Annotated in this window: 18 protein-coding genes; 1 reads left to right on the plus strand and 17 read right to left on the minus strand. The window is 65.7% G+C overall.

Annotation, left to right across the window (positions count from 1 at the left end):
- Window positions 1–4: 4 nt before the first annotated feature.
- From C7401_RS24410 to tssA, 17 genes are all read right to left on the minus strand, one after another.
- The gene (locus C7401_RS24410; RefSeq protein WP_112173985.1) at window positions 5–601 is read right to left on the minus strand and encodes an OmpA family protein; all 597 of its coding nucleotides are present in this window, start codon (window positions 599–601) and stop codon (window positions 5–7) included.
- 2 nt (window positions 602–603) lie between these two features.
- Window positions 604–1,320: a type VI secretion system-associated protein TagF gene (gene tagF, locus C7401_RS24415; protein ID WP_112173986.1), complete on the minus strand. Its 717-nt coding sequence runs from the start codon at window positions 1,318–1,320 to the stop codon at window positions 604–606.
- Window positions 1,317–4,868, minus strand: coding sequence for a type VI secretion system membrane subunit TssM (gene tssM, locus C7401_RS24420; protein WP_112173987.1), 3,552 nt, complete (start codon window positions 4,866–4,868; stop codon window positions 1,317–1,319). The genes tagF and tssM overlap by 4 nt, the downstream gene beginning before the upstream one ends.
- 40 nt (window positions 4,869–4,908) lie before the next feature.
- Window positions 4,909–6,198 carry a DotU family type VI secretion system protein gene (locus tag C7401_RS24425; RefSeq protein WP_112173988.1) on the minus strand — a complete coding sequence of 430 codons (1,290 nt, stop codon included), beginning with the start codon at window positions 6,196–6,198 and terminating at the stop codon, window positions 4,909–4,911.
- A gap of 44 nt (window positions 6,199–6,242) precedes the next feature.
- Complete coding sequence (tssK, locus tag C7401_RS24430; protein ID WP_112173989.1) at window positions 6,243–7,577, minus strand: type VI secretion system baseplate subunit TssK; 1,335 nt, start codon at window positions 7,575–7,577, stop codon at window positions 6,243–6,245.
- 22 nt (window positions 7,578–7,599) lie between these two features.
- Window positions 7,600–9,378, minus strand: coding sequence for a type VI secretion system-associated FHA domain protein TagH (gene tagH / locus C7401_RS24435; RefSeq protein WP_258397215.1), 1,779 nt, complete (start codon window positions 9,376–9,378; stop codon window positions 7,600–7,602).
- A gap of 46 nt (window positions 9,379–9,424) precedes the next feature.
- Window positions 9,425–11,407 carry a type VI secretion system Vgr family protein gene (locus C7401_RS24440; RefSeq protein WP_112173990.1) on the minus strand — a complete coding sequence of 661 codons (1,983 nt, stop codon included), beginning with the start codon at window positions 11,405–11,407 and terminating at the stop codon, window positions 9,425–9,427.
- Window position 11,408: 1 nt separating this feature from the next.
- Entirely contained in the window at window positions 11,409–11,798 is a 390-nt protein-coding gene (locus C7401_RS24445; protein ID WP_112173991.1) for a DUF4280 domain-containing protein, read from the minus strand.
- A 43-nt stretch (window positions 11,799–11,841) separates the two neighbouring features.
- The gene (tssH, locus tag C7401_RS24450; protein WP_112173992.1) at window positions 11,842–14,550 is read right to left on the minus strand and encodes a type VI secretion system ATPase TssH; all 2,709 of its coding nucleotides are present in this window, start codon (window positions 14,548–14,550) and stop codon (window positions 11,842–11,844) included.
- Window positions 14,551–14,554: 4 nt separating this feature from the next.
- Window positions 14,555–15,595 carry a type VI secretion system baseplate subunit TssG gene (gene tssG, locus C7401_RS24455; RefSeq protein WP_112173993.1) on the minus strand — a complete coding sequence of 347 codons (1,041 nt, stop codon included), beginning with the start codon at window positions 15,593–15,595 and terminating at the stop codon, window positions 14,555–14,557.
- On the minus strand, window positions 15,580–17,457 hold the full coding sequence (gene tssF / locus C7401_RS24460) for a type VI secretion system baseplate subunit TssF (RefSeq protein WP_112173994.1): 1,878 nt from the start codon (window positions 17,455–17,457) through the stop codon (window positions 15,580–15,582). Before tssF ends, tssG begins: the two co-directional genes overlap by 16 nt.
- A complete protein-coding gene (tssE, locus tag C7401_RS24465; protein WP_112173995.1) occupies window positions 17,454–17,975 on the minus strand; it encodes a type VI secretion system baseplate subunit TssE in 522 nt (173 codons plus the stop codon). Before tssE ends, tssF begins: the two co-directional genes overlap by 4 nt.
- A complete protein-coding gene (locus C7401_RS24470; protein WP_112173996.1) occupies window positions 17,968–18,801 on the minus strand; it encodes a type VI secretion system accessory protein TagJ in 834 nt (277 codons plus the stop codon). Before C7401_RS24470 ends, tssE begins: the two co-directional genes overlap by 8 nt.
- 118 nt (window positions 18,802–18,919) lie before the next feature.
- Window positions 18,920–19,408 carry an Hcp family type VI secretion system effector gene (locus tag C7401_RS24475; protein ID WP_112173997.1) on the minus strand — a complete coding sequence of 163 codons (489 nt, stop codon included), beginning with the start codon at window positions 19,406–19,408 and terminating at the stop codon, window positions 18,920–18,922.
- Window positions 19,409–19,435: 27 nt separating this feature from the next.
- A complete protein-coding gene (tssC, locus tag C7401_RS24480; RefSeq protein ID WP_208949047.1) occupies window positions 19,436–20,938 on the minus strand; it encodes a type VI secretion system contractile sheath large subunit in 1,503 nt (500 codons plus the stop codon).
- A 23-nt stretch (window positions 20,939–20,961) separates the two neighbouring features.
- Window positions 20,962–21,462 (minus strand): type VI secretion system contractile sheath small subunit, encoded by a 501-nt coding sequence (gene tssB, locus C7401_RS24485; protein ID WP_112173998.1) that lies wholly within the window; start codon window positions 21,460–21,462, stop codon window positions 20,962–20,964.
- 76 nt (window positions 21,463–21,538) lie between these two features.
- Window positions 21,539–22,579, minus strand: coding sequence for a type VI secretion system protein TssA (gene tssA / locus C7401_RS24490; protein WP_112173999.1), 1,041 nt, complete (start codon window positions 22,577–22,579; stop codon window positions 21,539–21,541).
- 1,004 nt (window positions 22,580–23,583) lie between these two features.
- On the opposite strand from tssA, the gene C7401_RS24495 reads away from it, so the two are divergent.
- Complete coding sequence (locus tag C7401_RS24495; RefSeq protein ID WP_112174000.1) at window positions 23,584–24,279, plus strand: hypothetical protein; 696 nt, start codon at window positions 23,584–23,586, stop codon at window positions 24,277–24,279.
- Window positions 24,280–24,291: the final 12 nt, after the last annotated feature.

Here is a 24,291-nt window from a genome sequence, read left to right on the forward strand (position 1 = left end):
GCACTCATTCGGTCACTGTCAGGATCGTCACGCGGCGATTCTCGGGTGCCGCCGGGTTGCGCGCATTGAGCGGCTCAGTCGAGCCTTTTCCGATCGCGCTCAGGCGCTCGGGCGCAATACCGTCCTGTTGCGTGAGGTAATCCACCACCGCCTGCGCGCGCTCCTGGGACAGCGTCATGTTGGCGTCGGGGCTGCCGCGCGGGTCGGCGTGACCTTCCACGCGGAATTTGTAAGCGGCCAGTTTGTCGGATTGCAGCGCGCGCGCAACCTTGTCCAGCGCAGCGCGAGCGGAGTCCGTGAGCGTCGTCGAATTGGTCCCGAACGTGATCAGCATCTGCGCCGAAGGCGGCTTCGCCGGCCTTGCCGGTGAAGCCGCCGCGCCGGGCTTCTGGTTCGACAACACGAAGCCGCGGGTGAGCACGTCTCCTGTCGAGGCGGGCGGCGTGAGCGCATGGGTAATCGACTGCTCGTTGATGTCTTTTTCCTTCATCACGTCCGTCTGGGCGTAAGCCGCGCTCACCACCACGAGGATGCTGGAGAGGAGTGAGAGCGCGCACGCACGGCGCGAGGTCAAAAGCCGGGTTTGCATGAGGCCTGACATGGTTAATCTCCGATACGTCCGTTCCCGTTACGCTGCGCGCTCGCGCGCCGCAGCGGCACCACCGTTTGCCACGCCGCGTCTGCGCGATCGAGCAGATCCGCGAAACGCGGTCCATCCAGAAGGCCCGCGCCGACGCGCAGCGTCGCGGGCACCTCATCCGCCCCCTCGGTCCACCACACGCTCGTGCCGGGCGCGATGCCTGCCGCGAGGGACTCGCCGAACGGCGCCCCGCTATCCGGCGCACGGGCGCACTCCATGCGCCACGGCGCCGCCTGCGCATCTGCCCTCACCTGCTGCATGCCATTCAGCGCCACGAGGCTGGTGTCGAACGCTTCGAGCTGGAAATCCGCGGCAAGCGTGGAAAGCGCGAACTGGGCGGCCGTATCGAACCAGGCCTGCGCCACGTTCAGCCACGTGGCGAGCGCGTCGCCTTCGTACGCCATTGCGATCGTGAGCGGGAAATACCGCCCCACGCGATCCACACCCGGCATCAACACGCCCGCCCACGCGCTCGCACCGCACAGACCCGGCGCAAGCACGAAATTCCACAGGGGCGCGTTCAGGTAGATCGGCAGCCACTGCGGACCGAAGCACGCGCGCGCGTGCAGCATGCCGGCTTGCAGGCTGCGATCCCAAGGATCGACGAACGCCGCGGGCAGGCGCCGCGTCACGAAATCGCCATGCGTGCGGACCTTGCCGAAAAAACCTGGCGCGCTCATAGATGATCCGGACACCGAAACTGGTCGAGCACGCCTCGCCGGAACGGGTTCGTCACACTGCTCGCGTCGAGTTCGAGGTCGACGCGACGACCGTCCGAAACAAAGCTCATTCTGAACCGATCCGGCTGACCGGCCTGCTGAAGGTTCGCCGTGTCCATCAGATGCAGCAGCGCCCACGGTCCGTCCGCGTGTGGTGCGCTGCCGCCGCCGGGCGGCGTAAATTCGACATGGGTCTGGTTCGTGCCTTTGCCGCTTGGCCACTGGAAACCCATGCCCTCGGTAGCTCCTGGCTTCGCCACCCACTGCTGGCCGTCGATGTCGAGCGTAAACTGCGTAAGCGACGGGTCGATCGCAACCGGCTTGACCGTAAAGCGCACCGACACATCGCGACCGCCCGCGCGGAACAGCGCGTCGCGTATTTGTGCCGCGCGCTGGAACTGCAACAGCACATCGTCTGGAATGCCAATCGATTCCGAGCCCTGGCGCCAGCGCCAGGTCGGTTCCGACATGTCGACGTAGTTCTGCAAGTTCTTCTGGAAGAAGTCGTCGATCAATCCGCCCGGCGCGAGCAGGCGGCCGAAGTCATCGGGCGTGGCATCGCGCGTCGAGGCGCGCACGAGCGGATAACGCCCATCCAGCGCCTGCTTGCAAAGTTGCCCGACATTGGCGAGCCACAGCGCGTTCAGCCGCGCGCGCTCGCCGCCCGCCATGAGTGCCGTCGCGCCCGTCGAGACGTCGCTTACGACCGCCGCAAGCGGCGCGGGCGCGCCCTGCGAGGCGAGCTTGAGCTTGCTGATCGCATCGGCGGGCGGCGGCGGGAGGCCCTGGCGGCGCGCCGTGTCGGCGGCCTGAAGGTAGGTGGCCGCGTCCTTGAGCGCCGCAAGCTGCGTATCGAGCGGAGATGGCCCCTGCGCGCCGGGCTTGCCGACGAGGTCGTGCAAGGGCTGAAAGTGCGCGTCAACCGGATTGACCTGCGCGGGCGCGGGCGCAGCGCCGCTGTCGTCGGGCTGATTGCCGAGCGCCGATTCGAGCCGCTTTTTCATCGCGTCGATCTTGCCGCCCAGCACCGCGCCGGCCTGCGCCGCGAGTGTGACATCGCCGATGTTGCCGAGCGTGGTCTCCTGCGCGGCCGCGACCATCACCGCCCGCAGCGGCGAATCCGCGTTGCCCAACGCATAGGCCACGCGCGCGCCCTTGTCGATACCGTCGAACGGCACGACGTCGATGTCGCCGAGCAACGCATCCCACTCGCGGATGTACTCGTCGTAGTAGAGCTGCGTCATCGCGCTCTTCACGTCCTCGGCGGCCTGCGGCGTGAGCACCTGCTCGTCGCGGCCGAGCACCCAGTTGTCGCGCGCGATGTCGAGCACGGCGGCGTCGCGCAGCGAGAGGAACTTGCGGTAGCCCGCACGCGTATAGGCCCCCGGCACGCCACGCGTGAGCGGCGCACCGCTCTTGCGCGCGAGCACGAGCGAGGCGTTCTGGCCGGCCGCACCCGCCACGCTGAAGCCCGCCAGCTTTTCAGCGTCCAGATCGCGCTTGACCCGGTTGAACATGCGCTGCGCGAGCGGCATCCTGGCGAGATTCGTGCGCGCCTGCGCGACCAGGTCCTTGTCGAGCGGCAGCGACGGGTCGAAGAATGCCGGCTCGAACAGCGCGGCCAGATGCCCGTCGATATCGTTGCGCTGCGCATCGGTGGCGTCGCGCAGCGGTCCGCGCTGCCAGTCCACGTCCGCCCACAGGCGCACTGCGTCGGCATCGTAGTGGGTCGGGTCGCCGAGCATCAGGTAAGCGCGCAGCACCTCGTACTGATAGTCCGGATTGTTCGCGTCGCCGCGCCGCAGCTCCTCTTCCATGCGGCGCACGACGAGCGGCAAGAGCGTTTGCCGCAACAGCCGCCGGTACGCCGACTGCGCCTCGACACCGAGCTTGTCGCCTTGCCACAGCCCGACCCTCGAAAGCCACGGCACGCTCGCATCGCGCTGCGCATAGCCGCCCGGCAGGTCGCGCGCCGCGTTCAGGAGCGGCAGCAGCGAGAGCGGATTGTCGCTCGCCTGAGCCCCCTGGGCGAGCTGCTGCAACGACTTCGCCTGCTGATCCACGCGGCCGATATACGCAACGTTGCGCTGATAGCTGACGAAAAACGCCGCGAGCGCAAACACCGTTGCGAGCCCGATCACAGCGAGCGCGATGCGCTGCATCCATGCCCGGCGCCGCTCGAGCCGGCGGTTCGTGCCCGCCAGGCCCTCCTCCTGGAAAATGACGTCGCGCAGGAGGCGCGTGATGAAATAGGCGCGCCCGGCCGCGGCATCGGGCAGCACGACCTGCGCCTGCAAACCGAGCGCGACGGCAACGGCGCTCATGACACGGTCGATCGGACGACCCTCTTGTGTGCCGCTCGTGAAATACACGCCGCGCAGCAACACTGGCTGCTCATAGCGCGACGAGCTGAACGCCTCGTTCAGGAATGTCTGGAGCACCCCCCGCAGTCCCGCGAACTGCTGTGGAAAGGCGTAGGCGAGCGCGCGCCGCCGCGTATCCGTTTCCTGCTGCATGCGACGGAGCACGCGCGCCTGCAAGCGCTTTTCGAGCGCGTCGAACTGCTCGGGGAACTGCGCGAGCACGTCGCCGGGCTGGCCATTTTCGTCGAGTGCAAACGTCACGCCCCACACCTGCTCGCGCTCGTCGCGTCCAAGATCGTCGAAGAACTCGACGAATCCCGCCAGCAGGTCGCACATCGTCACGACCACGTAGACGGGAAAACGCGTGCCAAGCCGCTCGTACAGTTCCTTCAGCCGTTCGTGCACGGCATTGGCCTGCAATGCGCGCTGTGTATCCGACAATTGCAGCAAGTCGTGCACCGACAATGCGACGATCACGCCATTCAGGGGCCGGCGCGGCCGGTATTTGCGCAGCAACTGCAAGAAGCCGCTCCACGCGGCCTGATCGGCGGCGGCGAAGCTGTCCTGTGTGGTGAAGCGGCCTGCCGTGTCGAGCAGCACGGCTTCGTCGGTGAACCACCAGTCGCAGTTGCGCGTGCCGCCCACCCCGCCCACCACGTTCTTGCCCAGTTGGGCGGAGAGGGGAAACTTCAGCCCCGAATGCGTGAGCGCGGTGGTCTTGCCGGTGCCCGGCGCGCCGACGAACATGTACCACGGCAACTGGTACACGTACTGGCTGCCAAAACGCCCCTTCACGCGCGACTTGCGCAGGATCGCCATGGCCTCTTCGAAGCGTTGCCGCAGCGCGGCGACGTCCGCATCCGACTCCTGTTTGCCGGGCGCGGCCTGATCCGCGCCTTGCGTCACCACGCGCGTAAACGTGACATTGGCGAGCCGCGCGCGCAGCCAGCGCGCGAACCAGTACAGCGCCCACAGCAGAAGCAGGACGGCGACCACGATCCAGCGGCTCGTGGCCGATTCGAGCGGCGCGCTGCCCGCCCAGGCGAAGAGCGGCCCCTCGATCCACACGATCAGCGCCAGCGCGATCACGCCAAGCAGCGACAGCACGATCCGGCGCTTGAGCCGGTTGACGAGCCTTTTGATCATGGCCGAGCCCCTCGTTCTGTTCCGATCGGTGCGGTCGTCATCACGATGCGGCTCCCGGCGCGAGAATCTCGACCTCCACGCGGCGATTGCGCGCCCGGTTGGCCGCCGAATCGTTCGGCGCCACCGGTTCGGTGTCGCCGCGACCCTCCGCGCTGAAGCGCGCGGGCATGCCCGTGCGGGCGGCGAGCAGGTCCTTCACCGTTTGCGCGCGCGCCTGCGAGAGGTGCCAGTTCGACGGGAAGCGCGCCGACATGAGCCGTTGATTGTCGGTATGCCCCGTCACGACCACGTTGCCTGTCACGGACTTCAGTGCGTCGCCAATGCGCTGCATGAGCGGCAGGTAGGTCGATGCAAGCTCGGCGCTGCCCGAAGCGAAGAGTCCGTCGCCGTTGATCGTGACGATCGTGCGGTCCGGCTTCTCGGTCACGGTCACGAGACCCTGGGCGATCTCGGGCGCGAGGAACTGCGAGAGCCTGGGCGCAAGCTTCGGCGCGGCCTCGATCTTCGCCGCGAGCACCGGCGGGGGCGCGACACGAACACCATGCAGCGCCTCGAACACCGCATCGGATGCATCGTTCAGCCGGAACGCGAGCACGAGATGGACGACCACGAGCAGCACGCATGCCACGGCCGCCGCGACCCATAGCGGCACGAGTTGCAGGAGCGGCTTGCGTTCGGACTTCACGGGCTGCCATTGCGGCGAGAGGTCGCGCTCGGCTGCGCCGCGCTGCGCGCGGATCATCTGTTCAAGCCGTTCGCGCACCGCGTCGAGCTGCGTGCGCCCGCCGTCGATGAGCCGGTAGCGCCCTTCGAAACCGAGGCCCAGCATCACGTACATCAGTTCGAGCACGTCGATGTTCGCGGCCGGATTCTGTGCGAGACGCTGCAAGATCAGGAAGAAGCGCTCGCCGCCCGACGCCTCGTTGTGGAAGGTCACGAGCAGGCTGTGGCTCGCCCACGCACCGGCCCCCCACGGCGTGCTCGCGATCGCTTCGTCGAGGAACGTGCAGAGGCAGTAGCGCGAAGCGCCAAGTTTCTCGTCGTCGTAGCCGCTTGCGCGACCCTGTGTCTCGAAGACGCGGATCATCTGAATAAGTTGCGTGCGCAACTGCTCGAGATCCGGGTGAGTCGGCAGGTGGCGCAGCGGCAGCGCGAGATCGATGAGCGGATTGGCGGCACGCAAAAGCGGATTGAGGCCGCCCGCGCCGGCCGGAATGGGCGCGACCGCCGACGCCGCAGCCACAAAGGCGGCGCGAGCGCCGCCAGGCGTCGGGATCAGTATCGTGGCGCCGGGATCTTCACCGGCGCCACGCGATTCATCTTGGACCACGATGCACGTCCTCCTCAATCGGTGGCGTGGCCGCGCGCGAGGCGTCAGCGGCGGATCGCCCAGAATTCCATCGCGAGGCCCGGAAACTCGCCCGCGACGTGCAGCGCCATGCCCGCCGACGTCGCGAACTGCTTCCACAGTTCGTTGCCGCGATCGAGTTCGAAATAGGTGAAGCCCGCGTGAAACGGCAACTGGCGCGGCGCCACGGGCAGCACCCGCAAGCCGATGCCCGGCAGTTGCAGGTTCACGAGGTCGCGGATGCGCTCGATGGGTCCGATCTTCACCTGAGGCGCGAAACCGGAAAGGATCGCTTCGGCGGGCATCTGCGCGCGCACGGCAAGCACGAACGTCGCCGCCGCGAAAAGGTTCTTGTCGGGCACGAGCGCGACACGCAGGCCGAACTTGCGTTCCTCGAGCGGGATCGGCACCGCATGCGGGTCCATCACCATGCTCAGCGATGCGCGCAGGTCGTCGATCACGGGCGCGAATGTCTCCTTCAGGCGATCGTGGCGGTAGACGGGATAAGCGGGCGGCCGCTTGGTCTTCTGGCTAAAGGTGGCGAGTTCGCCCGCCAGTTGCACGACCACGCGATACAGCGCCTCGGGGTGGAGCCCTGTGATCGTCGAGAGATGCGCGGCAAGCGGTTCGTTGCGGTTGATGATTTCGAGCAACAGAAAGTCGGCCACTTCCGCGACGCCTGTCACGCCTGGCTGCACGAGGCGTGCCGCAAGCGCTTCGCCGCGCTGATGCAGCAGGCCCACGAGGTCGTCGGCGAACGCGCCGAGGCGCCGCGCCACGCGGTAGTCGAGGCACGGCGGGCTGTAGTCGGCTTCGAGCGTGATGCGGTTGTCGGGCTGGCGCTCGATCACGCGCGCCACGCCAAGCGTCGTATAGGCGTTCAGCACATCGGGCTCGAGCGCGAGGCGCACGCGCAGCTTGCCGATCTGCACGAGCGCCGGAATCGTGTTGGCGTCGTTGCTGTCGGCAACATCGATCTCCGTCCTGCGGTGACGGGCGAAGTTTTCCTCTGTCTCGCCATTCGCGGTTTCCGGCACACCGGGCCGGCGCACGGGCAGCGCGAGCGTCACGAGCTGGCCGCGTACGCCTTCCGGGATGTCCAGCGGTTCGGGCAGGTCATCGTCGGCGGGCAGGTTGAAGGGCGTACCGTCGGCGAAGACGCCCGAGCACGAGAGCAGCGCGAGCTTGCCTAGCTTGAGCGCCTGCTCGTCGATGTCGAGCGACGCGAAGCCCCACGCACACGGACGCAGGCCGCCCGCGCGGATTTCGAGCTGCGTTTGCAGATAGCGGTCATGTTGCTGCAAGTGCTGCGGTTGCAGGAACATACCCTCCGACCAGATGACTTTGCTGTTCCAGGACACGTTATTCCCGTATTCGTATGGGTCAGGTGGGATCCTTCTTCGACTTGGACGCCGCATCGCGCGCACGATGCATCGCTTCAACCTGCGCTTCGTAGGCCTCGTTGAACGCCTGGCCGAAGAGTTTCTGGAAATCCTCCTCGGCTTCGCGAACGATGCCCGCGCGCATTTCGACGAACCGGTCCCACAGCTTCGCCTTGCGGTTCGACAGCACGCGGTCCAGCACTCCCTGCTCGGCAAGCTGCGCTTCGAGCACGGCCGGATCGAAGCGCGCGAGCACCTGGGCGAGCGCCGCGCGCATGCCCACGAGCACGGCGAGTTCATGCGACTCGATGTCGACGAACGCGCGCGCAACCGCTTCGTCCGGCGGCAGGTAGCCGCTCGTGCGGCCCGTTAGCATCTGGGCGAGCGCACTGTCGACATCGGGGAAGAACTTCAGCGGGTTGTTGTCGCGCTCGACGATCACCGTCGTGCCGAGCCGCGCCTCGCGTTTGGTCATCGAACGCGCGCGCAGCACCGACATCGTGCCGCGCAGCGACTCGCGCAGCATCATGCCGGCGAGGCGCGCGAAATCGGCGGCGGGCAGGTTCGGCGTGCGCGCAGGATCGAGGCCCAGGCCCTCGTAGAGCGCGGCGAGCACGCCTTCATCGATCCCGGACGCAAGCGGTCGGCCCTGGGACGACGGTTGAGGCGATGTGGCCGGCGCGGGCGGTTGCGCCGGGCTTTGGGCTGGTGCTTCGCGTGCGGCGGGGCTGGAAGCCGGGGCGCGATCCGGCTCGTCTTCGAGTGCCCGCTTGCCGAACACGTCGGCGGCTTCAGGCGGACCCGAGTCCAGCTTCACGCGTGCTTGCGCAGGCGCCGCGCTCGGGACCACCGGTACAACCGGAGAGAACAGATCGTCGAACGGCGTAGCCCCACCAGGGACCGGATCGCCCAGCAGCCCCGCCGGCAAGCCAGTGGGCCCGCCAGGCGCCGGGGCCGCAGCGCTCGTGAACGGCGCGGCGAACGGATCGAGCGGCGGCGCGGCCGCTGGCGTCACCGGTGCAGCAATACGCGCATGCACGACCGAAGGCAACGCGGCCTGGCCAGTCGGCGAGAATGGCCCTGGCGTTTGCGCGGTGCCGCCCGACGACTCCCACTGCGCCAGCGCATCGGCCAGCGGATCGTAGTCGGCGGGAATACAGCTGGCCGCGTGCGCCGAAGCCGGCGATGCAGTCAGCGTAGGCGGCGCGAATGCCTGCAACTCGGGCGAAACATGATCGCTCTCCGACCCCGCGAAGCCGGGCCTCGCCGCAATGCGCTCGCTCGCGCCGAAGCTCGCCTGGCCGAGCGCGTCGAGTCCGCCCATGCCGGCCGCACCAAGAGGGCTACCGGGCAGGCCCGCGTCCGGCGCGCTTTGCGCCGCGCCGCCGAGCACCTGTGCCGTGGCGAGCGGATCGTGCCCGAACGGCCGCGCGTCGCCCGACATGCCGCCTTCGACGAGCGCCACTTCAATGAGGTACGCGCCAATCATCAACTGGTCGCCATGCGTGAGCCGCGCTTCACGGGTGCCCCCCAACGCACGCCGGTTCAACACACTGGGATTCGCACCAAGATCGCACAACAGATAGTCGCCGCCGCGGCATTCCACGCGCGCGTGGACGCGCGAAATCGCGCGCTGCTGGTCGGGCAGCACGAGTGTGCAGGTGGTCGCGCGGCCGATCGTGCCGCCGTCCGGGCCAAAGCGCACCGTGATCGGCTCGGCAAGCGGCTCGTCGTTGTACTTCGCCACGCTTAGCGTGAGCAGCGGATTCGTGATTTGCATCCCCGTACCCTGGTTGCCGTATTGGCTCATTGGCGCCACGCCCTCTCTACGAGTCTACTTTCTTCGTGCCATCGTCGGCGTCCGTGGGATCGACGGGCGCAGTGGGCGACGCCCCCGCTCCCGAGCCGGCGGAGCCCCCCGAGTTCAACTGGATCGGCGTGCCCTGTACAGAAACGGGTCCGGGTTCGATCACCACGAACGCGCCGCCCACCTTGAGCGTGATGCCCGTCTGGGCTTCGATCACGATCGACCCGCTGGCCGCGAGGTGAATGTTGCCGGTCACGGACAGCGCGTAGTTGCCGCTCACCTGCTCCTGCTGATCTCCCTTGACGGTCAGCGACGCGTTGCCGTCCACCTGCGCGTTCTGATTGCCGACCACGTGATCGTGACGGTTGCCGCCGACCGAGACGTGTTCGTCCACCTTCACCTTGAGATGGCGGTCGTTGCCTACATTCATCAGCGAGTCGTTGATCACCCACGTTTCGTGATCTTTCTGGGCGTGAAAGAACAATTGCTCGTTGCCCTTGGCGTCCTTGAAGCGCACTTCGTTGTAGCCGCCGCCGCCCGTCGTGCTGTTGCTCTTGATCGTCGAGACCGCCGAATCGTCGGGCAGCTTGTAGGGCGGCATGAGACTCGCGTTGTACACGCTGCCCGTCACGACCGGCTGGTCCGGGTCGCCCTCGATGAATTCCACGAGCACTTCGTGGCCGATGCGCGGCAGGAAGAACGCCCCCCACTGGTTGCCGGCCCACCCCTGCGCCACGCGCACCCAGCAGCGGTTCATGTCCGATTTCGTCGGCGACGCCGGCATCAGTTGCTCCCAATGGAACGCCACCTTGATACGGCCATACGAGTCGGTCGTGATCTCGGCCCCGCTCTCTCCCACCACGACCGCCGTTTGCGGGCCGCTCGCCACCGCGCGGGGCGTCGTGCGCGCCGAGCGGAACTGATTCGACTTGCGCAACGCCGTGAAGGCGCAGTCGAACAAAGCGGGTTGCGCGCCGGCCGCGAAGGTCGAGACATAGGTGTCCGAATTGATCTCGTAGCTCGCGCTCACCACGAGATAGCTGTCGTTCTGCGCATCGGAGGGATGGCCGTTCAGCCGGAACAGGCCGCCGGGCCAGACGCCGCGCGCCGTCGAGCGCCCCTCGACGATCTCGTTGCGCGACTGGTGAATCTCGGCGCCCACGCGCGCGTAGCGGTCGCCCTCGCTCGCCTCCGTATAGCCCGATAAATGCTCCTGCCCTGTGTAGCTCGCCGGATCGTAGGGCTGCGTGCGCGTCGCGCGCGACTTGAGCCCCTGGTGGAGGCTCGCAGACGGCTTCTGGAAGTCGTAGTCGTTCGTCTCGTAGAAACCGGTTTGCAGTTCGCCGCCGAGACGCCAGTGGTAAATGCACTCGCGCTCCTTCCACGGCGTTTCGGCCGGGTCATAGGCGATCGCATCATAGTGCGAAATGGGCGTGTGCACGTCGCCGGAGTCGGCCAGCACCATCGTGTGCTTGCCGCTTTCGTGCTCGAAGTAGTAGTAGATGCCCTCGTGCTCCATGAGCCGGCTCACGAACGCGAAATCGGTCTCGCGATACTGTGCGCAATGCTCGCGTTTCGGATAGGTCGTCGTGCAGCGGTTGACCATATCGACCTGGTACTCGTCCAGCACCGTCTTGACGATGTCCGTCACCGTCATTTCGTGAAAGAAACGGTAGTGCGAGCCTCGTGTCAGCAGCCAAAGCCGTGGCCGCACGATCGCTTCGTAGCGGCTCATACTGCCGTAGATGCCCTTGCCCGCCGAGGACATGCGAAACATCGTGACGATCCCGTTGAATTCGCGCGTGGGCCCCGATGGCAGCGTCAGCTCCACCGACAGGTCCTGCCCGAGCATCTCGCCGGGCGTGAGGCCGCCCGACAGGCAAAGCAGGTCCAGACGGTACTCGCTCAGACGTCCGAGCTCATCGCCGCCCACCATGCGCAGCAGCATGAGTTCGGCGCTCGCGCCTGAGCATTTGACAGTGACATGACGGTCTACGGGCATATCAGGGAATCATGGTTTTCACGGTGGCGGGATTGACGATCGTGACGACGCCCCCCCAGTTGCACATGCAGGTCGACACGTTGTCGAGGGAAGGCTGATTGCCGAGTAAAACGGTGGGCGCGCCGGGCGCCCACGGCGAGTACGTCGCCGGGATGCAGGGCTGCGGCGTGAGCACGCCCATCGCCGCCGCCGTGGCCGCCGCCACCTGAGGATTGGCGGGCGACGTGCAGACGTCGAACGGCATGATGTTGACCATCGGAATATGGTCCATGATGTTCGCGGCGGGCGGCCCCTCGCCCATGACCTCGTTCACCGGCAGGACGACGAGGCTCGACGGCGCCACACCGAAAGAGCACTGAAGCGTCGCCCCCATGCTGACCTGTTGCGGCATCTCTATCCTCCTTCGCGCAAGTTTCGCGGCAAGCGCCGCGGGTTCAGTCGAACGTATACGTGAACTCGCCTTCGTGAGCGCCAACCTGCACCTTCTTCACCGCCTCGCCGCGCATCATGCGCGTGAGGAACTCGGTTGAAACGCGCGGCAACAACGTATTCGTGAGAATCGCGTCGATCATGCGGCCGCCGCTCTCAAGTTCCGTGCAGCGGCTTGCAATCAGTTTGACGACGTCCTCGTCGTAGACGAACGGCACCTTGTGCGAGAGGCGCAGCCGCTTTTCGATGCGCCCGAGCTGTAGCCGGATGATCGCGCCCAGCATCTCGTCCGAGAGCGGGTAATACGGAATCGTCACGACGCGGCCGAGCAGCGCCGGCGGGAATACCTTCAAGAGCGGGTCGCGCAACGCCTTGGCGATCCCCTCCGGACCGGGCATCAGTTCGGGGTCCTTGCAAAGATTCGTGATGAGGTCGGTGCCCGCATTGGTCGTGAGCAGGATGAGCGTGTTCTTGAAGTCGATCACGCGGCCTTCGCCGTCCTCCATCCAGCCCTTGTCGAACACCTGGAAGAAGATTTCGTGCACGTCCGGGTGCGCCTTCTCCACCTCGTCGAGCAGCACGACGCTGTACGGGCGGCGACGCACGGCCTCGGTGAGCACACCGCCCTCGCCGTAGCCGACGTATCCGGGCGGCGCGCCCTTGAGCGACGACACGGTATGCGCCTCCTGATACTCGCTCATGTTGATCGTGATGACATTCTGTTCGCCGCCATAGAGCACTTCGGCGAGCGCGAGCGCGGTCTCGGTTTTGCCGACCCCCGACGTGCCCGCCAGCAGGAACACGCCGATCGGCTTGTTCGGATTGTCGAGGCCCGCGCGCGAGGTCTGGATACGCCGCGCGATCATCTCGGTCGCATGGCCCTGGCCGATGATGCGGCGGTTCAGGTTCTCCGCCAGCTTCAGCACGTTTTCGATCTCGTTGCGCACCATGCGCCCCACGGGAATGCCGGTCCAGTCCTGCACGACCGAGGCCACGGCCTGACGATCGACGGTCGGCAGAATCAGCGGATCCTCGCCCTGGTGGCTCGCCAGCGCCGACTGGAGTTCGCGCAGTTCGGCTCGCAACGCTTCGGCATCGGGCCCGGCGTCCGCCTGGGCTTCGACACCCGCCTGCGCCTTGTCGTCCGCGCGACCCTCCACCTTGCCGGTCTGCTCGCGCAACTGGGCCCGCAACGCCAGGATGCGGGACACGAGCCCCTTCTCCTTCTCCCAGCGCGTTTCGAGTTCCGCAAGACGGGCGCGCTCGGCCAGCAGTTTTTCGGCGGCCGCGGACTCGCGCTCCGCCGTCTCGATGCCCACGGCCTTCTCGCGCGCGATGATCCCGAGCTCCGTTTCGAGCGCGCCGATGCGCTTGCGTGCGTCATCGACTGAAGGCGGCGTGGCGTGCTGGCTCACGGCCACGCGCGCGCACGCCGTGTCGAGCAGGCTCACCGACTTGTCGGGCAACTGGCGCGCCGGAATATAGCGGTGCGAAAGACGCACGGCGGCTTCGAGCGCTTCGTCGAGCACCTGCACCTTGTGATGCTGCTCCATCGTCGAGGTGATGCCGCGCATCATGCGGATCGCCTTTTCTTCGTCGGGCTCGGGCACCTGGACGACCTGAAAGCGCCGCGTGAGGGCCGGGTCCTTCTCGATGTGCTTCTTGTACTCGGCCCACGTCGTGGCGGCCACGGTGCGCAGCGTGCCGCGCGCGAGCGCGGGCTTGAGCAGGTTCGCGGCGTCGCCCGTGCCCGCCGCACCGCCCGCGCCGACGAGCGTATGCGCTTCGTCGATGAAGAGGATCACCGGTTTTTCCGAGGCCTGCACCTCCTCGATCACCTGGCGCAGCCGGTTCTCAAACTCGCCTTTCATGCTCGCGCCCGCCTGGAGCAAGCCGACGTCGAGCGTGCGCAACTGCACGTCGCGCAGCGTCGGCGGCACGTCGCCCGCCACGATGCGCTGCGCGAAGCCCTCCACCACGGCCGTCTTGCCGACGCCGGCCTCGCCCGTGAGAATCGGGTTGTTCTGGCGGCGGCGCATGAGGATGTCCACGACCTGGCGGATTTCCTCGTCGCGGCCCACGATCGGGTCGAGCTTGCCGTTGCGCGCCTGCTCCGTGAGATCGGTCGTGTAGCGGCGCAGCGCCTCCTGCTTTCCCATCGCGGCGGGCGGCACCGTACCGTCAGCTTCGGCGCCTTCCGGCGTGCTGGCGCGGAATCCATCGTTCGCGCTCATGGCCGCTTCCGGGGAGTCGCCGAGCAGCTTGTCGAACTCGTCGCACAGCGTTTCGAGCTTCACCTGCTCGAACTGCCGCGAAATGCCATAAAGCGCGTTGCGCAACGACGGCGTTTTGAGCAGCCCCACCACGAGATGCCCGGTGCGCACCTGCGACTCGCCGAACATGAGCGAGCCGAACACCCACCCGCGCTCCACCGCCTCCTCCACCTGCGAGGAAATGTCGAGCGACGACGCGCCGCGCGGCAGGCGGTCGAGCGCCTCGGTCAGGTCACGCGCGAGCCGGGCCGGGTCCATCCCGAAGTGGCGCACGACGCGATGCAAGTCCGAGTCCTGCAATTGCAGGATCTGGTGGAACCAGTGCGCAAGCTCGATATACGGATTCCCGCGCAGGCGGCAAAACGTATTCGCGCTTTCCAGCGCGCGAAAGCCCAGTTTGTTGAGCTTGCCAAAGAGCGCAGCGCGTTTGATTTCGGCCATGGCTTCAGTCTCCCGAAGGGGTGTCGCGCACGACGGCGCGCTGCGCGACGCTTGCCGGATTGAGCTTCAGTTGGCGCTGGTCGCCGCTGGCAGCGCCGCTCAACAACCAGCTCGTGTAGCCGAGCCGGGCATGCATGCCCAGCTTCAGGCGCGGCACGTCGGCTTGCCGCAATTGCAGATTCACGTCCCAGTCGAGTCCGTCGTGGACGTAGTTGCGCACCCAGTCCACAAGACGCACAAGACTGTCTGCGCCAGGCAGGAAACGTTCATAGTCGGCGATCGAGAGCGGCCCGAAGACGATACGGAACTTGTGTTGCGCGTCCCACGTTCGCGCGCCCAGCGATGTCGAGACGCCCAGCGCCGCGCCGTCGCCCGAACCGAGCCGCGTGAGCGATTCCCGCGGCAGCGGCATCCAGTGACCGACCCACTGCTCGATCTCCACGGGCAGCCGGAAAAAGCGCGAGAGAATCAGCTTGAGCCCCGCGGCCGGTCTCGTGGGCATGGAAAGCAAGCCGGCAAAATGCAGCTTCGCGAAGTCGGGCACCGTGTCGCGCTCGCGCAGCGAAGTTTCGCCAAGGCCGAAGGTCGTACCCACATACATCGAGAAGCGATCGCGCCCAGGCCGCTCGAGACTCACCGCCGGCTGGGTGTTGGCCCATGCGCGGTAAAAGAGGCTCACCATACGGTGCTGGAACAGGTCGAGGAAACGGGCGAACGTGGGGTCGTCGGCGTTGCGCTCGCGATCGCGGATATATTCGGTCAAATGGGTCGGCAGCGCGCCGTGCGGACCCAGCAGGCCGAAAAAGTTCACCGCCAGTTGGGGCGCTCGCCCCGCCTCGCCCTGCTTGAACGCACCGAGCGTCGTGGGATAGAACACGAGTTCAGGCCGTTGGGTGAACCGGACGGCGTCGTCGCGCGGCAACAGGGACTCGCCCACGCGCGGCTGCTGTGGCCACGCGTTCTCAACCAGCCGCACCGCCTGGAAAAAGTCGAAGCGCCAGGACTCGTCTTCGAGCAGACGCAGCACGTTCACAGAGTCGAGCATCGCCCCGCCCTCGCCGGCCAGCGCATGATCTCGCCACGCGTCGTGGTCCTCACCACCGTTTCCGTGAACGAATTGATCGACACGTAGAGCGCAAAATATCGTGCGAGCACCGCGCCGAGCACGAAGGCGCCCGCGCCCTCGAAAGCCGCCTCGTCGAACGTCACGCATACCTGCTGGCCCCGCCCGAATACGATCGGCCCGGCCACGGGCAACCGCCGCGTGATCGCCTTGGCCTCGACCGAGCGCACGCCTTCGATCTGGCGCTGCGCGGGCACATCGTCGACGGCGCAATAGAGTCCGAGCAGGTCGCGCAGCGCGCGGGCGCCCGTCACGGCGTCGGAATCGAGCAGTGAGCCGTAATTCAGCGAAAGATGGCTGAGCAGGCGCCACGCCACGGCACCGTGCGCGAACGACGGCAGAGGGCGGCTCGGCCCGCTCACACAGCGCACGCTCTCCACCGGCGCCTCGACCGAGAGCGTGAAATCCGAGGCCCCCGTGCCCGTCGAAAGCGTGAGCGGCAAATCGCGATTCGTGCAAAGCACCTTGAGGGCCAGTTGGCGCAAGTCCCCGCGAAACGGCGCGTTGGCGGCGTCGACCAGGGCAATGAACGTCTCGCTGCCCAGGTAGCTCGTGCGCTGGCCGCGCTCGCGCTGGCGCGACGACTGGAGCCGGCGCTCGCGCCGCAACTGGTAGAAGGCCTCGCCGCCATAGCCGGCGCCCAGGTCCCGCGCGTAATAGAACGGCTCGAAGCGCTGCTCCTCGTTCGATCCCGCGCTATAGCCGGTCACGTCCTCGATGCCGTAGATCTCGAAGTCGAGCGGCCGGGTACGGTCGGCTATCACCTGATATTCGAACTGCGTTGGATTGAGCGCGATACGATCGGTGCGGCGCGGAAACAGGTTGACGGCCGGCGTGCAGTAGAGCGAGAAGTTCGAGGCGTCGAGCGTCTGTTCGAGCAGTGGGTCCGCACGGTTGAGGAGCACGACGATTTCCACCTCGTTCGCGGCGCACTGGCGCAATGCGGGCAGCAGACCCTCGATGCCGACGAACAAAAAGCGCTGCGCGAACGCAAAATACTCCTGTAGCAGCCGGAAGCCCTGGAACGACTGGCGGCCCACCGGCAACAGCGCTTCGTCGTCCTCGAAGCCGAGTGGCCGCACCGCGTTGGCGGGCAGCAGGCGATGCCACGTTGCCGGGCGTGACGCGGGCATGACCACGACGCCCACCGTCGAGGCGAGCAGCCTCTCGTAAATGCGCGTAGGCAACGCGTCGGCCCCGCGCAGATAGAGCGAAAGCCGGTCGAGCCGAAGCTGGTTGAACTTCAGCCCCGCCGTCGTGCGCAGGCGCAAACGCACGCCCGCTTTCACCCCGGCGGGAAGCGCGACGTCCGCGCCGCCAAGTGCGCCCGCATAGGTGAAGAACTTCGCTTCGGCAATTTCAACGGGCCACAACGTCAGCGCGTGCGCCGTGCGGTATTCGCAACGCGTGGAGCCGTTCTTGTCGAGCACGGCGTGCAACGCGCTGCCGCGCGGCACCGTCACGCCGGCCGCCAGCGCGGGATGTGCAAGCTCCGGCTGGAGGCGCACGATGGCCATCGAAGGTGTCGGCGCGAGATAGTGCGGGTAGATCAGCTCGGTCAGGTGCTGCGTGAAGCGCGGAAATTCCGCGTCGATCTTCAGTTGCACGCGTGCCGCAAGAAAGCTGAAGCCTTCGAGCAGCCTTTCGACATAAGGGTCGGCGCATTCGAGGCCCTCCATGCCGAGGCGTGCGGCGACCTTCGGAAACTCGCGGGCGAACTCGGCACCCATTTCGCGCAAATGGGTCAGCTCCTGGTTGTAATAGCGGATCAGGTCGGGATTCATGGTTTCTGGCGCGGCGCGCTTTCGTCGATCACGCGGACCTCGCCCGCTTCGAGGTCCAGCTCGGTGCGAAAATAGAGCCGCTCGGGATACGGCTGCGCCCACAGGTCGCCTTCGATCACGAACGCCACCGTGTTGTGACGCCCCGTTGTCTCCTCCTCCAGAATCGCGCTCACCCGCACGGTGTCGCGGCGGATACGCGGCTCGAACGTGATGATCACGTCGCGGATCATGCGCTCGAGCAAAGCGATGTCCATGCCCGAAGCGGTCTTGCCCGCGATGTCGGGCAAACCGAAATTGACCACCGACGCCGCGACAGCAGGGTACGCCGAGAGATCCTGCACCGTGCCGAGCCCACTCGCATTGAGCAGCCATGCAAGATCGCGCTGCACGCCCTGGCGCAGCGCGCGCATGGAGAGCACACGCCGCTCGCGGGTCTCCTGTTTCGCCTCGCGCTCCAGATCAGTCAGTCGATCGAGCAGCGCGGGTTGCAGGCGGTCGCGGCCCGTCAGCTCAGCCATGATCGAGCTCGGCGTCGGCGGCGGGCGTCTCGACCTTGAGCTCGACCGTGCGAACGTCGAAGAGCGCATAGTCGTTCGCGTCGGTCGTGAACATGCGTTGGCCGAGCGGGCGCGCCTCGTCAACGTCGCCACCGGCGGCGCCCGTCCATTCGGTCGAGCGCGCGAGTGCGAGCGCGCTGTCCCCGGCTTCGAGCGTGCCCGGATAGCGCACCGGAATGAGGCCCGCGGCCTGGCCGTCGTTGGACCAGGTGAACACCGCGGGCATCCACACGCGATCGCGCAGGTCGGCGGGCGGCTCGATTTCAATGCGGCGAATCCGCTCGAAGGGAATCCAGTAGTAGCGGCCCGCGAGGATCACTTCGAGTGCCGGACCAACCCGGCTGTCCGCGTCGGCAATCCATTCGAACGCCTCGCCGTTGAGCGCACCGGCCGTGGGCGCGGCCTGCTCCAGCGCGTTCGCGCGGCAAGCGGCGGCGGCCTTGACGTCTCCCGCTCCCTCCAGGCGCAGCGCTTCGATCAGGAGTGCGAGCCATGCGGTGGGCTCGCCGAAGATCAGCGGGGCGCGCCGGCCCTTGAAGACATCTTCGCGCAGCGCCTCGCATTGGAGCGCGTCGCGATAAATCTGCACCATCGCGAGCGCACCCGCATCGAGGTCTCCCGCAACGTTCAGTTGTGTGAGCGCCCGGTCCCATGCGCCCTGGATGGCGAGTAGCTGGAACAGGAACACGCGATACGACGCGTTGGCCGGATCGTTGCGGACCTGCTGCTGCAACTGCTTCAGGCAAGCGTCGAGATCGCCTTCGCGCAAGCTCTCTTCTGCTGTCATTGTATGTAGGCTCCGTCAAGCCGGACCCGGGCGCCGCACCGGGAAATGCCGGTCAAAGCACCCGCGCGGTGCGCCCCCTGGCGCGCGCCGCGCGGGTGCCGGTACTGCACCACATGCGTCAGTCGGCGGCGTTTGTCGCGATGTTCCACTTCGTCTCGACGACGCCCCCTTCCTTCTGTCCCTTCGCGCTCTGCGGCTGGTACTCGACGTGGTATTTCTCGAAGTTAAGCGTGACGTGCTCGGTAAAGCGGTCCTCGCCGCCCGAACCGCCCTCGCTGATCGACGAAATGATCACGGTGGTGAACGTGATCTTGAAGTATTCGAGCGGGTTGTCGCCGCCGGCCTTGCGCACCGTGAGCACGACCGTGTCGAAATGCTTGCCGTCCGCGCACTTGCCCATCAGGATCGGCGACGCTTTGTCGAGGTACTTCGTGATCGACAAATCCTGCACGTTGACCTTGCCTGCACCTCCGCCCGTTCCCATGTGCATCGTGCCGGATTGCGACATGCCCCAGCTCCATGCAAGCACGTCGATTTCGTCCTTGTGCGTCTTGTCCTGCGACTCGCCCTTCACGTCGCCGATCTTGATGAAAATATCAACAGCCATGTTTATTCTCCACTCAGAAAGTACGCGTTAAGCCGCCTTCGCGGACGGCAGCTTGGACACCAGCCGCAACGAGACCGTGAGTCCCTCGAGCTGGTAGTGCGGGCGAAGGAAGAATTTGGACGTGTAGTACCCGGGATTGCCCTCGACTTCCTCAATCACGACTTCTGCGGCGGCGAGTGGCCGGCGCGACTTCGACTCTTCAGTCGAGTGCGCCGGGTCGCCGTCAACGTACTGCAATATCCAGTTCTGCAACCAGCGCTGCATGTCATCCTTCTCCTTGAAACTGCCGACCTTGTCGCGCACGATGCACTTCAGGTAGTGCGCGAAACGGCTGCAAGCAAAGAGGTAAGGCAAACGCGCGGCGAGATTGGCATTCGCGGTGGCGTCGGGGTCGTCGTACTCCGCGGGTTTGTGCAGGGACTGGGCGCCGATGAACGCGGCGAAATCGGAATTCTTCTTGTGGATGAGCGGCATGAAGCCGTTCTTCGCGAGTTCGGCCTCGCGCCGGTCGCTGATCGCGATCTCGGTCGGGCATTTCATGTCCACGCCGCCGTCATCGGTCGGGAACGCATGCACGGGCAGGTTCTCCACCGCGCCGCCCGACTCGATGCCGCGAATGCGCGAGCACCAGCCATACTGCTTGAACGAGCGATTGATGTTGGCCGCCATGGCGTACGCCGCGTTGGCCCACGCGTACTTGCTGCTGTCCGCGCCGGCCGTGTCCTCTTCGAACGCGAATTCATCGACGGGATTCGTCTTCGCGCCATAAGGCGCGCGGGCGAGGAAGCGCGGCATGGCGAGGCCGATATAGCGCGCGTCCTCCGACTCGCGCAGCGAGCGCCAGGCGGCGTGCTCCGGCGTCTGGAAGATCTTCGTGAGGTCGCGCGGATTCGCGAGTTCCTGCCACGAGTCCATGAGCATCACGGCAGGGTCGGCACCGGCGATAAAAGGGGCATGCGCCGCCGCAGCGATCTTCGCGATCTGCGTGAGCAGGTCGACGTCCGGCCCGCTGTTGTCGAAATAGCTGTCCATCACCAGCGCGCCATAGGGCTCGCCGCCGAACTGGCCGTACTCCTCCTCATAGAGCTTCTTGAAGATCGGGCTCTGGTCCCACGGGGTGCCCTTGTACTTCTTGAGTGTCTTGTACAAGTCGGCTTTCGACACGTTCATCACGCGAATCTTGAGCGTCTCGTCGGTCTCGGTGTTGTTCACCAGATAGTGCAAACCGCGCCATGCGCTCTCGAGCTTCTGGAACGGCTCGGCGTGAATGATGAGGTTCACCTGGGCGGTGAGCTTTGCGTCGATCGCCGCGATCATCGACTCGATGGTCGCGAGCACGTCGCCCGAAACGACAGCGGTGCCGCGCAGCGCTTCTTCCGCCAGCGTGCGCACAGCCGTTTCCACGGCTTCCTTCGCTTTGTCGCTGCGAGGCTTGAATTCCTTTTCCAGCAGGCTCGCAAATTCGCCGGCTTCGAGCATCTCGCCCGCCTGCTGCTGCGACTCCTGCCCCTGTGTGCTGGGTTCGGCCATGTCAGACTCCCTCTCGTAGACGGTCATTCCTTCGGCTTGGGTGCGGACGCCAGCGCCTGGAGGAGCGTGGGATCCTTCAGGAGCTTCTGGATCAGTTCCTCGGCGCCAGTCTTGCCGTCCATGTAGGTCAGCAGGTTCTGCAACTGACCGCGCGCCTCGAGCAGCTTCGCGAGCGAGTCGACCTTGCGCGCGACCGCAGCCGGCGAAAAGTCGTCCATGCTCTCGAAGGTCATTTCGACCGGGAGGTTGCCCTCACCCGTCAGCACGTTCGGCACCTGCACGGCAACGCGCGGCTTCATCGACTTCAGGCGCTCGTCGAAATTGTCGACGTCGATTTCCAGAAACTTGCGCTCGGCCACCGGGGCGAGCGGGTCGGCCGGCTGTCCGGACAGGTCGGCCATCACGCCCATCACAAACGGCAAGTGCACCTTCTTTTCCGACCCGTACACCTCGACGTCGTATTCGATCTGCACGCGCGGCGCCCGGTTGCGTGCGATGAACTTCTGGCTGCTCTCTTTCGCCACGGCAATTCCCCTCATCGATGCCGTGCCGACGCAGCGTCACTGCCGCGCGCCCACGGCGTTGCTGAACCTACCGGTCCTACTCGCTTTCCGTACCGCCGATCGTGCGCGCCTGCGCGAGTCCATCGGGCGCGAGATCCTCGAGAATTTCCATGAAGCTCTTGTCGACGAGCCGCCGTGCGCGAAGCAGAAGCAGAGGAAGCGGGCTGGATGGCTCGTTTCGTTCGTAATACTTACAGATCTTGTCGATAGCCCGTACGACATCCTCGCGCGACGATATTTCACCGGGCGGCGCGGCGGGAACGGGAGCAGCCGCCATTGCCGCGGGGCTCACAGCCGCGCCGTCGGCAGCGGCCCCCTCGCCATCGGGCGGCACGCCCGCGTGCGCCACGCGCTCGCCTAGAAACGCAGCGGCCTGGCGCAAGGGACGTACGAGCGCGTCGAGATCGATCGAGCGCGCGGCGCCCACCCGCTCGGTGACGAGCGTTTCGATCCGCGTCGTACTCTGCAACGCGGATTCCAGCGCCGCATGGACCTCGCGCGCGTTTTCACCGGCGTCGGCAATGGCCGCTTCGATCGAGGCGAGGGACGGCACCGACACGCCGCTCGGCGGCGTCACCGTGCCGCAGACGTATTCGAGATCGCGCAGCGTGACGGTGCCGTGTGCGCGCGAGAGCGCGAGCGGCGCGTCGCGCAGGTCGGCGAGCGTGCCGGTCTGGTCGACCAGCGCGGTGAGCGCGTTGATGCGCGCGGTAGGATCGTTGTCGTCGTCGGCGTCGAGGCGCGGATAAACATGATCCCAATGCTGATCCAGCATGCCCCCGATCAGTGCGAGTGCCTCGGCAAAGGCGACATAGCCGTCACGGTTGAGCAGCGCGCGCGCGAGATACCCGGCCACACGCAGGTCGCGGCTCTTGCCGAGCAGGCTGAGCGCAAGCGCGTTGGCCTGCTTCCAGTCGGGCGGCACGGCATCAACTACGGTATCGCCAAACTGCACGTCGGGCTTGCCGCTGACCACGCGTTCGAGTTCCAGAAATTCCGGGTCGTATTCGACGTCTTCCCCGCATGGCAGCTCGGGCGACATTTCCGCGAGCAATGCCCCAGCATCTAGCGTGGCCATGGTCTGGTGGTCTTTGGTTGGTGGGTCGTCGTTCACGTGCCGCGCAACGGATCAGGCGTGGGTGACACGGCTATTCACGGCCGGATGCGCAGTGCTGGCGCAGTGCTGGATATGGCAGGCAAACGAGCGTGGCGCTTTTATTACACGAGTCGTTGCGTAGTCCCGTTCCTTCGCGCAGGTGATGACGCTATCCCCAAGATCCGCTACCAGAATAGCACGTCACCGCCAAAAAAAAAGAGCACTTCACCTCACTTGATGCCGTTCCTCCGACTTTTATTATTCGAATGTACTCAGGATGTTTTTAAATATTGATCGGCAATTTTTCGATGCATGACGGGCGACGAAAAAGCATGTCTTCCTGCGAAATCTTGATGCATCGGAATCCTGCATACCGACACATCATGACAATACTTTCAGTCGAAGAAAATATCTTCTTTCCAAGGGTTAACGATCGTATACGAACGCTTAAAAATCGCGCGAAGTTTGAGAACGATACTTCACCATGATGAGACATCCTGCCTGTGCACCGTGGCGCCTGTTACGTGCGCAAGCCCACATAGAATTTAATGCAGTTCGGATAATGTTTTTGAGCGTTGCAGCACGAATTAGTAGCCGATCTTTTATGTGGATGCGTAATAGAGCCGAATAACGGTTTATAAAATTTCACCGCTCTTCTTTCTTGTCATAAACACGCTCTGCTAATAGACTCGATTTGCAGGTCGAGCGATCCACGCATACGAAGTACACACGTCGCGGACATGCAGTCGATGTCAGGTCATGGCGGCACAACCCACCGCACCGGGTTGGCGCACGCCTGTGCCGTCCCATGTTGCGTACTGTCGCAAACCGCGCAGTCGTCGCGGTGCACGGAGCAAACGGCCGGCCGTCATCGTGCGAGGGAACACGTGGCAAATACCGAAAGCGCAGCGCTCGCAGAAGCGGTAGAGGAAACGCGCGGCTTGCCGGATCTATGGCAACGCCGAACCTGCCTCACGCGAGACGAAATGGCTTCGCTCTATGCGATCGTGCGCCGGGCGCTAACCAGCTATCATCCTTTCGAATTGCAGGCTCTGGGTGAGGACAAGGAAGAACTCGTTTCCCAGTTCCTGTTCTTCAAGGTCTTCCGGCTCGAGGCACCGGCTGCGGAACCCACGTTCCCGGCGCACAGCGCGCCTTCCAGCAGCCACGCCGTTTGCAGCTACTTCAGGCGCTATTTGATCGACTGCCTGCGCAGCGCAAGCCACCGGCGCAACGTGTCGATCGACGAAGACGACGTCAAACTCGAGATCGACCGGCAGACCGCGCTGCAAGCCGACCCGGTCGGCACGGCACTGTTCCAGCACGGCCACGACGAAGCGTCGATACGCGATGCGGCCGCGCAGTTCATCGACGACCTCGACGAGCCGGACCGCCTGGTGCTCGCTGGCAGCCTGGGCTGGCTATCGGACGAGAAAGGCGGCCTTTCGCGGGTGGCCGCACGCTACCAGATCGCCTCATATCACTACCGCGCCCGCAAACTGGGCGTGACGCTGCGCAAAGGTTCGGTGCCCACCGACTTTGCACGCACTGGCATAGGGCGCTGGATCGAGCAGACACTCGGCATCGAAATCAGCGCGGACAACCGGCTTGCCATCCTTGCGGTGTTCGGCATTCTCGCCGAGCAGTCGTACGTGCGATGCGACATCGAAATGAATCAATAGTCCGGATAACGC

This window comes from Paraburkholderia unamae (assembly GCF_003268775.1).
Lineage (GTDB): Bacteria > Pseudomonadota > Gammaproteobacteria > Burkholderiales > Burkholderiaceae > Paraburkholderia > Paraburkholderia unamae.

Bases quoted from the DNA above. Each gene is read 5' to 3' on its own strand.
- C7401_RS24410 (WP_112173985.1), bottom strand. From the start codon at position 601: ATGTCAGGCCTCATGCAAACCCGGCTTTTGACCTCGCGCCGTGCGTGC.
- tagF (WP_112173986.1), bottom strand. From the start codon at position 1,320: ATGAGCGCGCCAGGTTTTTTCGGCAAGGTCCGCACGCATGGCGATTTC.
- tssM (WP_112173987.1), bottom strand. From the start codon at position 4,868: ATGATCAAAAGGCTCGTCAACCGGCTCAAGCGCCGGATCGTGCTGTCG.
- tagH (WP_258397215.1), bottom strand. From the start codon at position 9,378: ATGCAAATCACGAATCCGCTGCTCACGCTAAGCGTGGCGAAGTACAAC.
- C7401_RS24440 (WP_112173990.1), bottom strand. From the start codon at position 11,407: ATGCCCGTAGACCGTCATGTCACTGTCAAATGCTCAGGCGCGAGCGCC.
- C7401_RS24445 (WP_112173991.1), bottom strand. From the start codon at position 11,798: ATGCCGCAACAGGTCAGCATGGGGGCGACGCTTCAGTGCTCTTTCGGT.
- tssH (WP_112173992.1), bottom strand. From the start codon at position 14,550: ATGGCCGAAATCAAACGCGCTGCGCTCTTTGGCAAGCTCAACAAACTG.
- tssG (WP_112173993.1), bottom strand. From the start codon at position 15,595: ATGCTCGACTCTGTGAACGTGCTGCGTCTGCTCGAAGACGAGTCCTGG.
- tssF (WP_112173994.1), bottom strand. From the start codon at position 17,457: ATGAATCCCGACCTGATCCGCTATTACAACCAGGAGCTGACCCATTTG.
- tssE (WP_112173995.1), bottom strand. From the start codon at position 17,975: ATGGCTGAGCTGACGGGCCGCGACCGCCTGCAACCCGCGCTGCTCGAT.
- C7401_RS24470 (WP_112173996.1), bottom strand. From the start codon at position 18,801: ATGACAGCAGAAGAGAGCTTGCGCGAAGGCGATCTCGACGCTTGCCTG.
- C7401_RS24475 (WP_112173997.1), bottom strand. From the start codon at position 19,408: ATGGCTGTTGATATTTTCATCAAGATCGGCGACGTGAAGGGCGAGTCG.
- tssC (WP_208949047.1), bottom strand. From the start codon at position 20,938: ATGGCCGAACCCAGCACACAGGGGCAGGAGTCGCAGCAGCAGGCGGGC.
- tssA (WP_112173999.1), bottom strand. From the start codon at position 22,579: ATGGCCACGCTAGATGCTGGGGCATTGCTCGCGGAAATGTCGCCCGAG.
- C7401_RS24495 (WP_112174000.1), top strand. From the start codon at position 23,584: ATGGCTTCGCTCTATGCGATCGTGCGCCGGGCGCTAACCAGCTATCAT.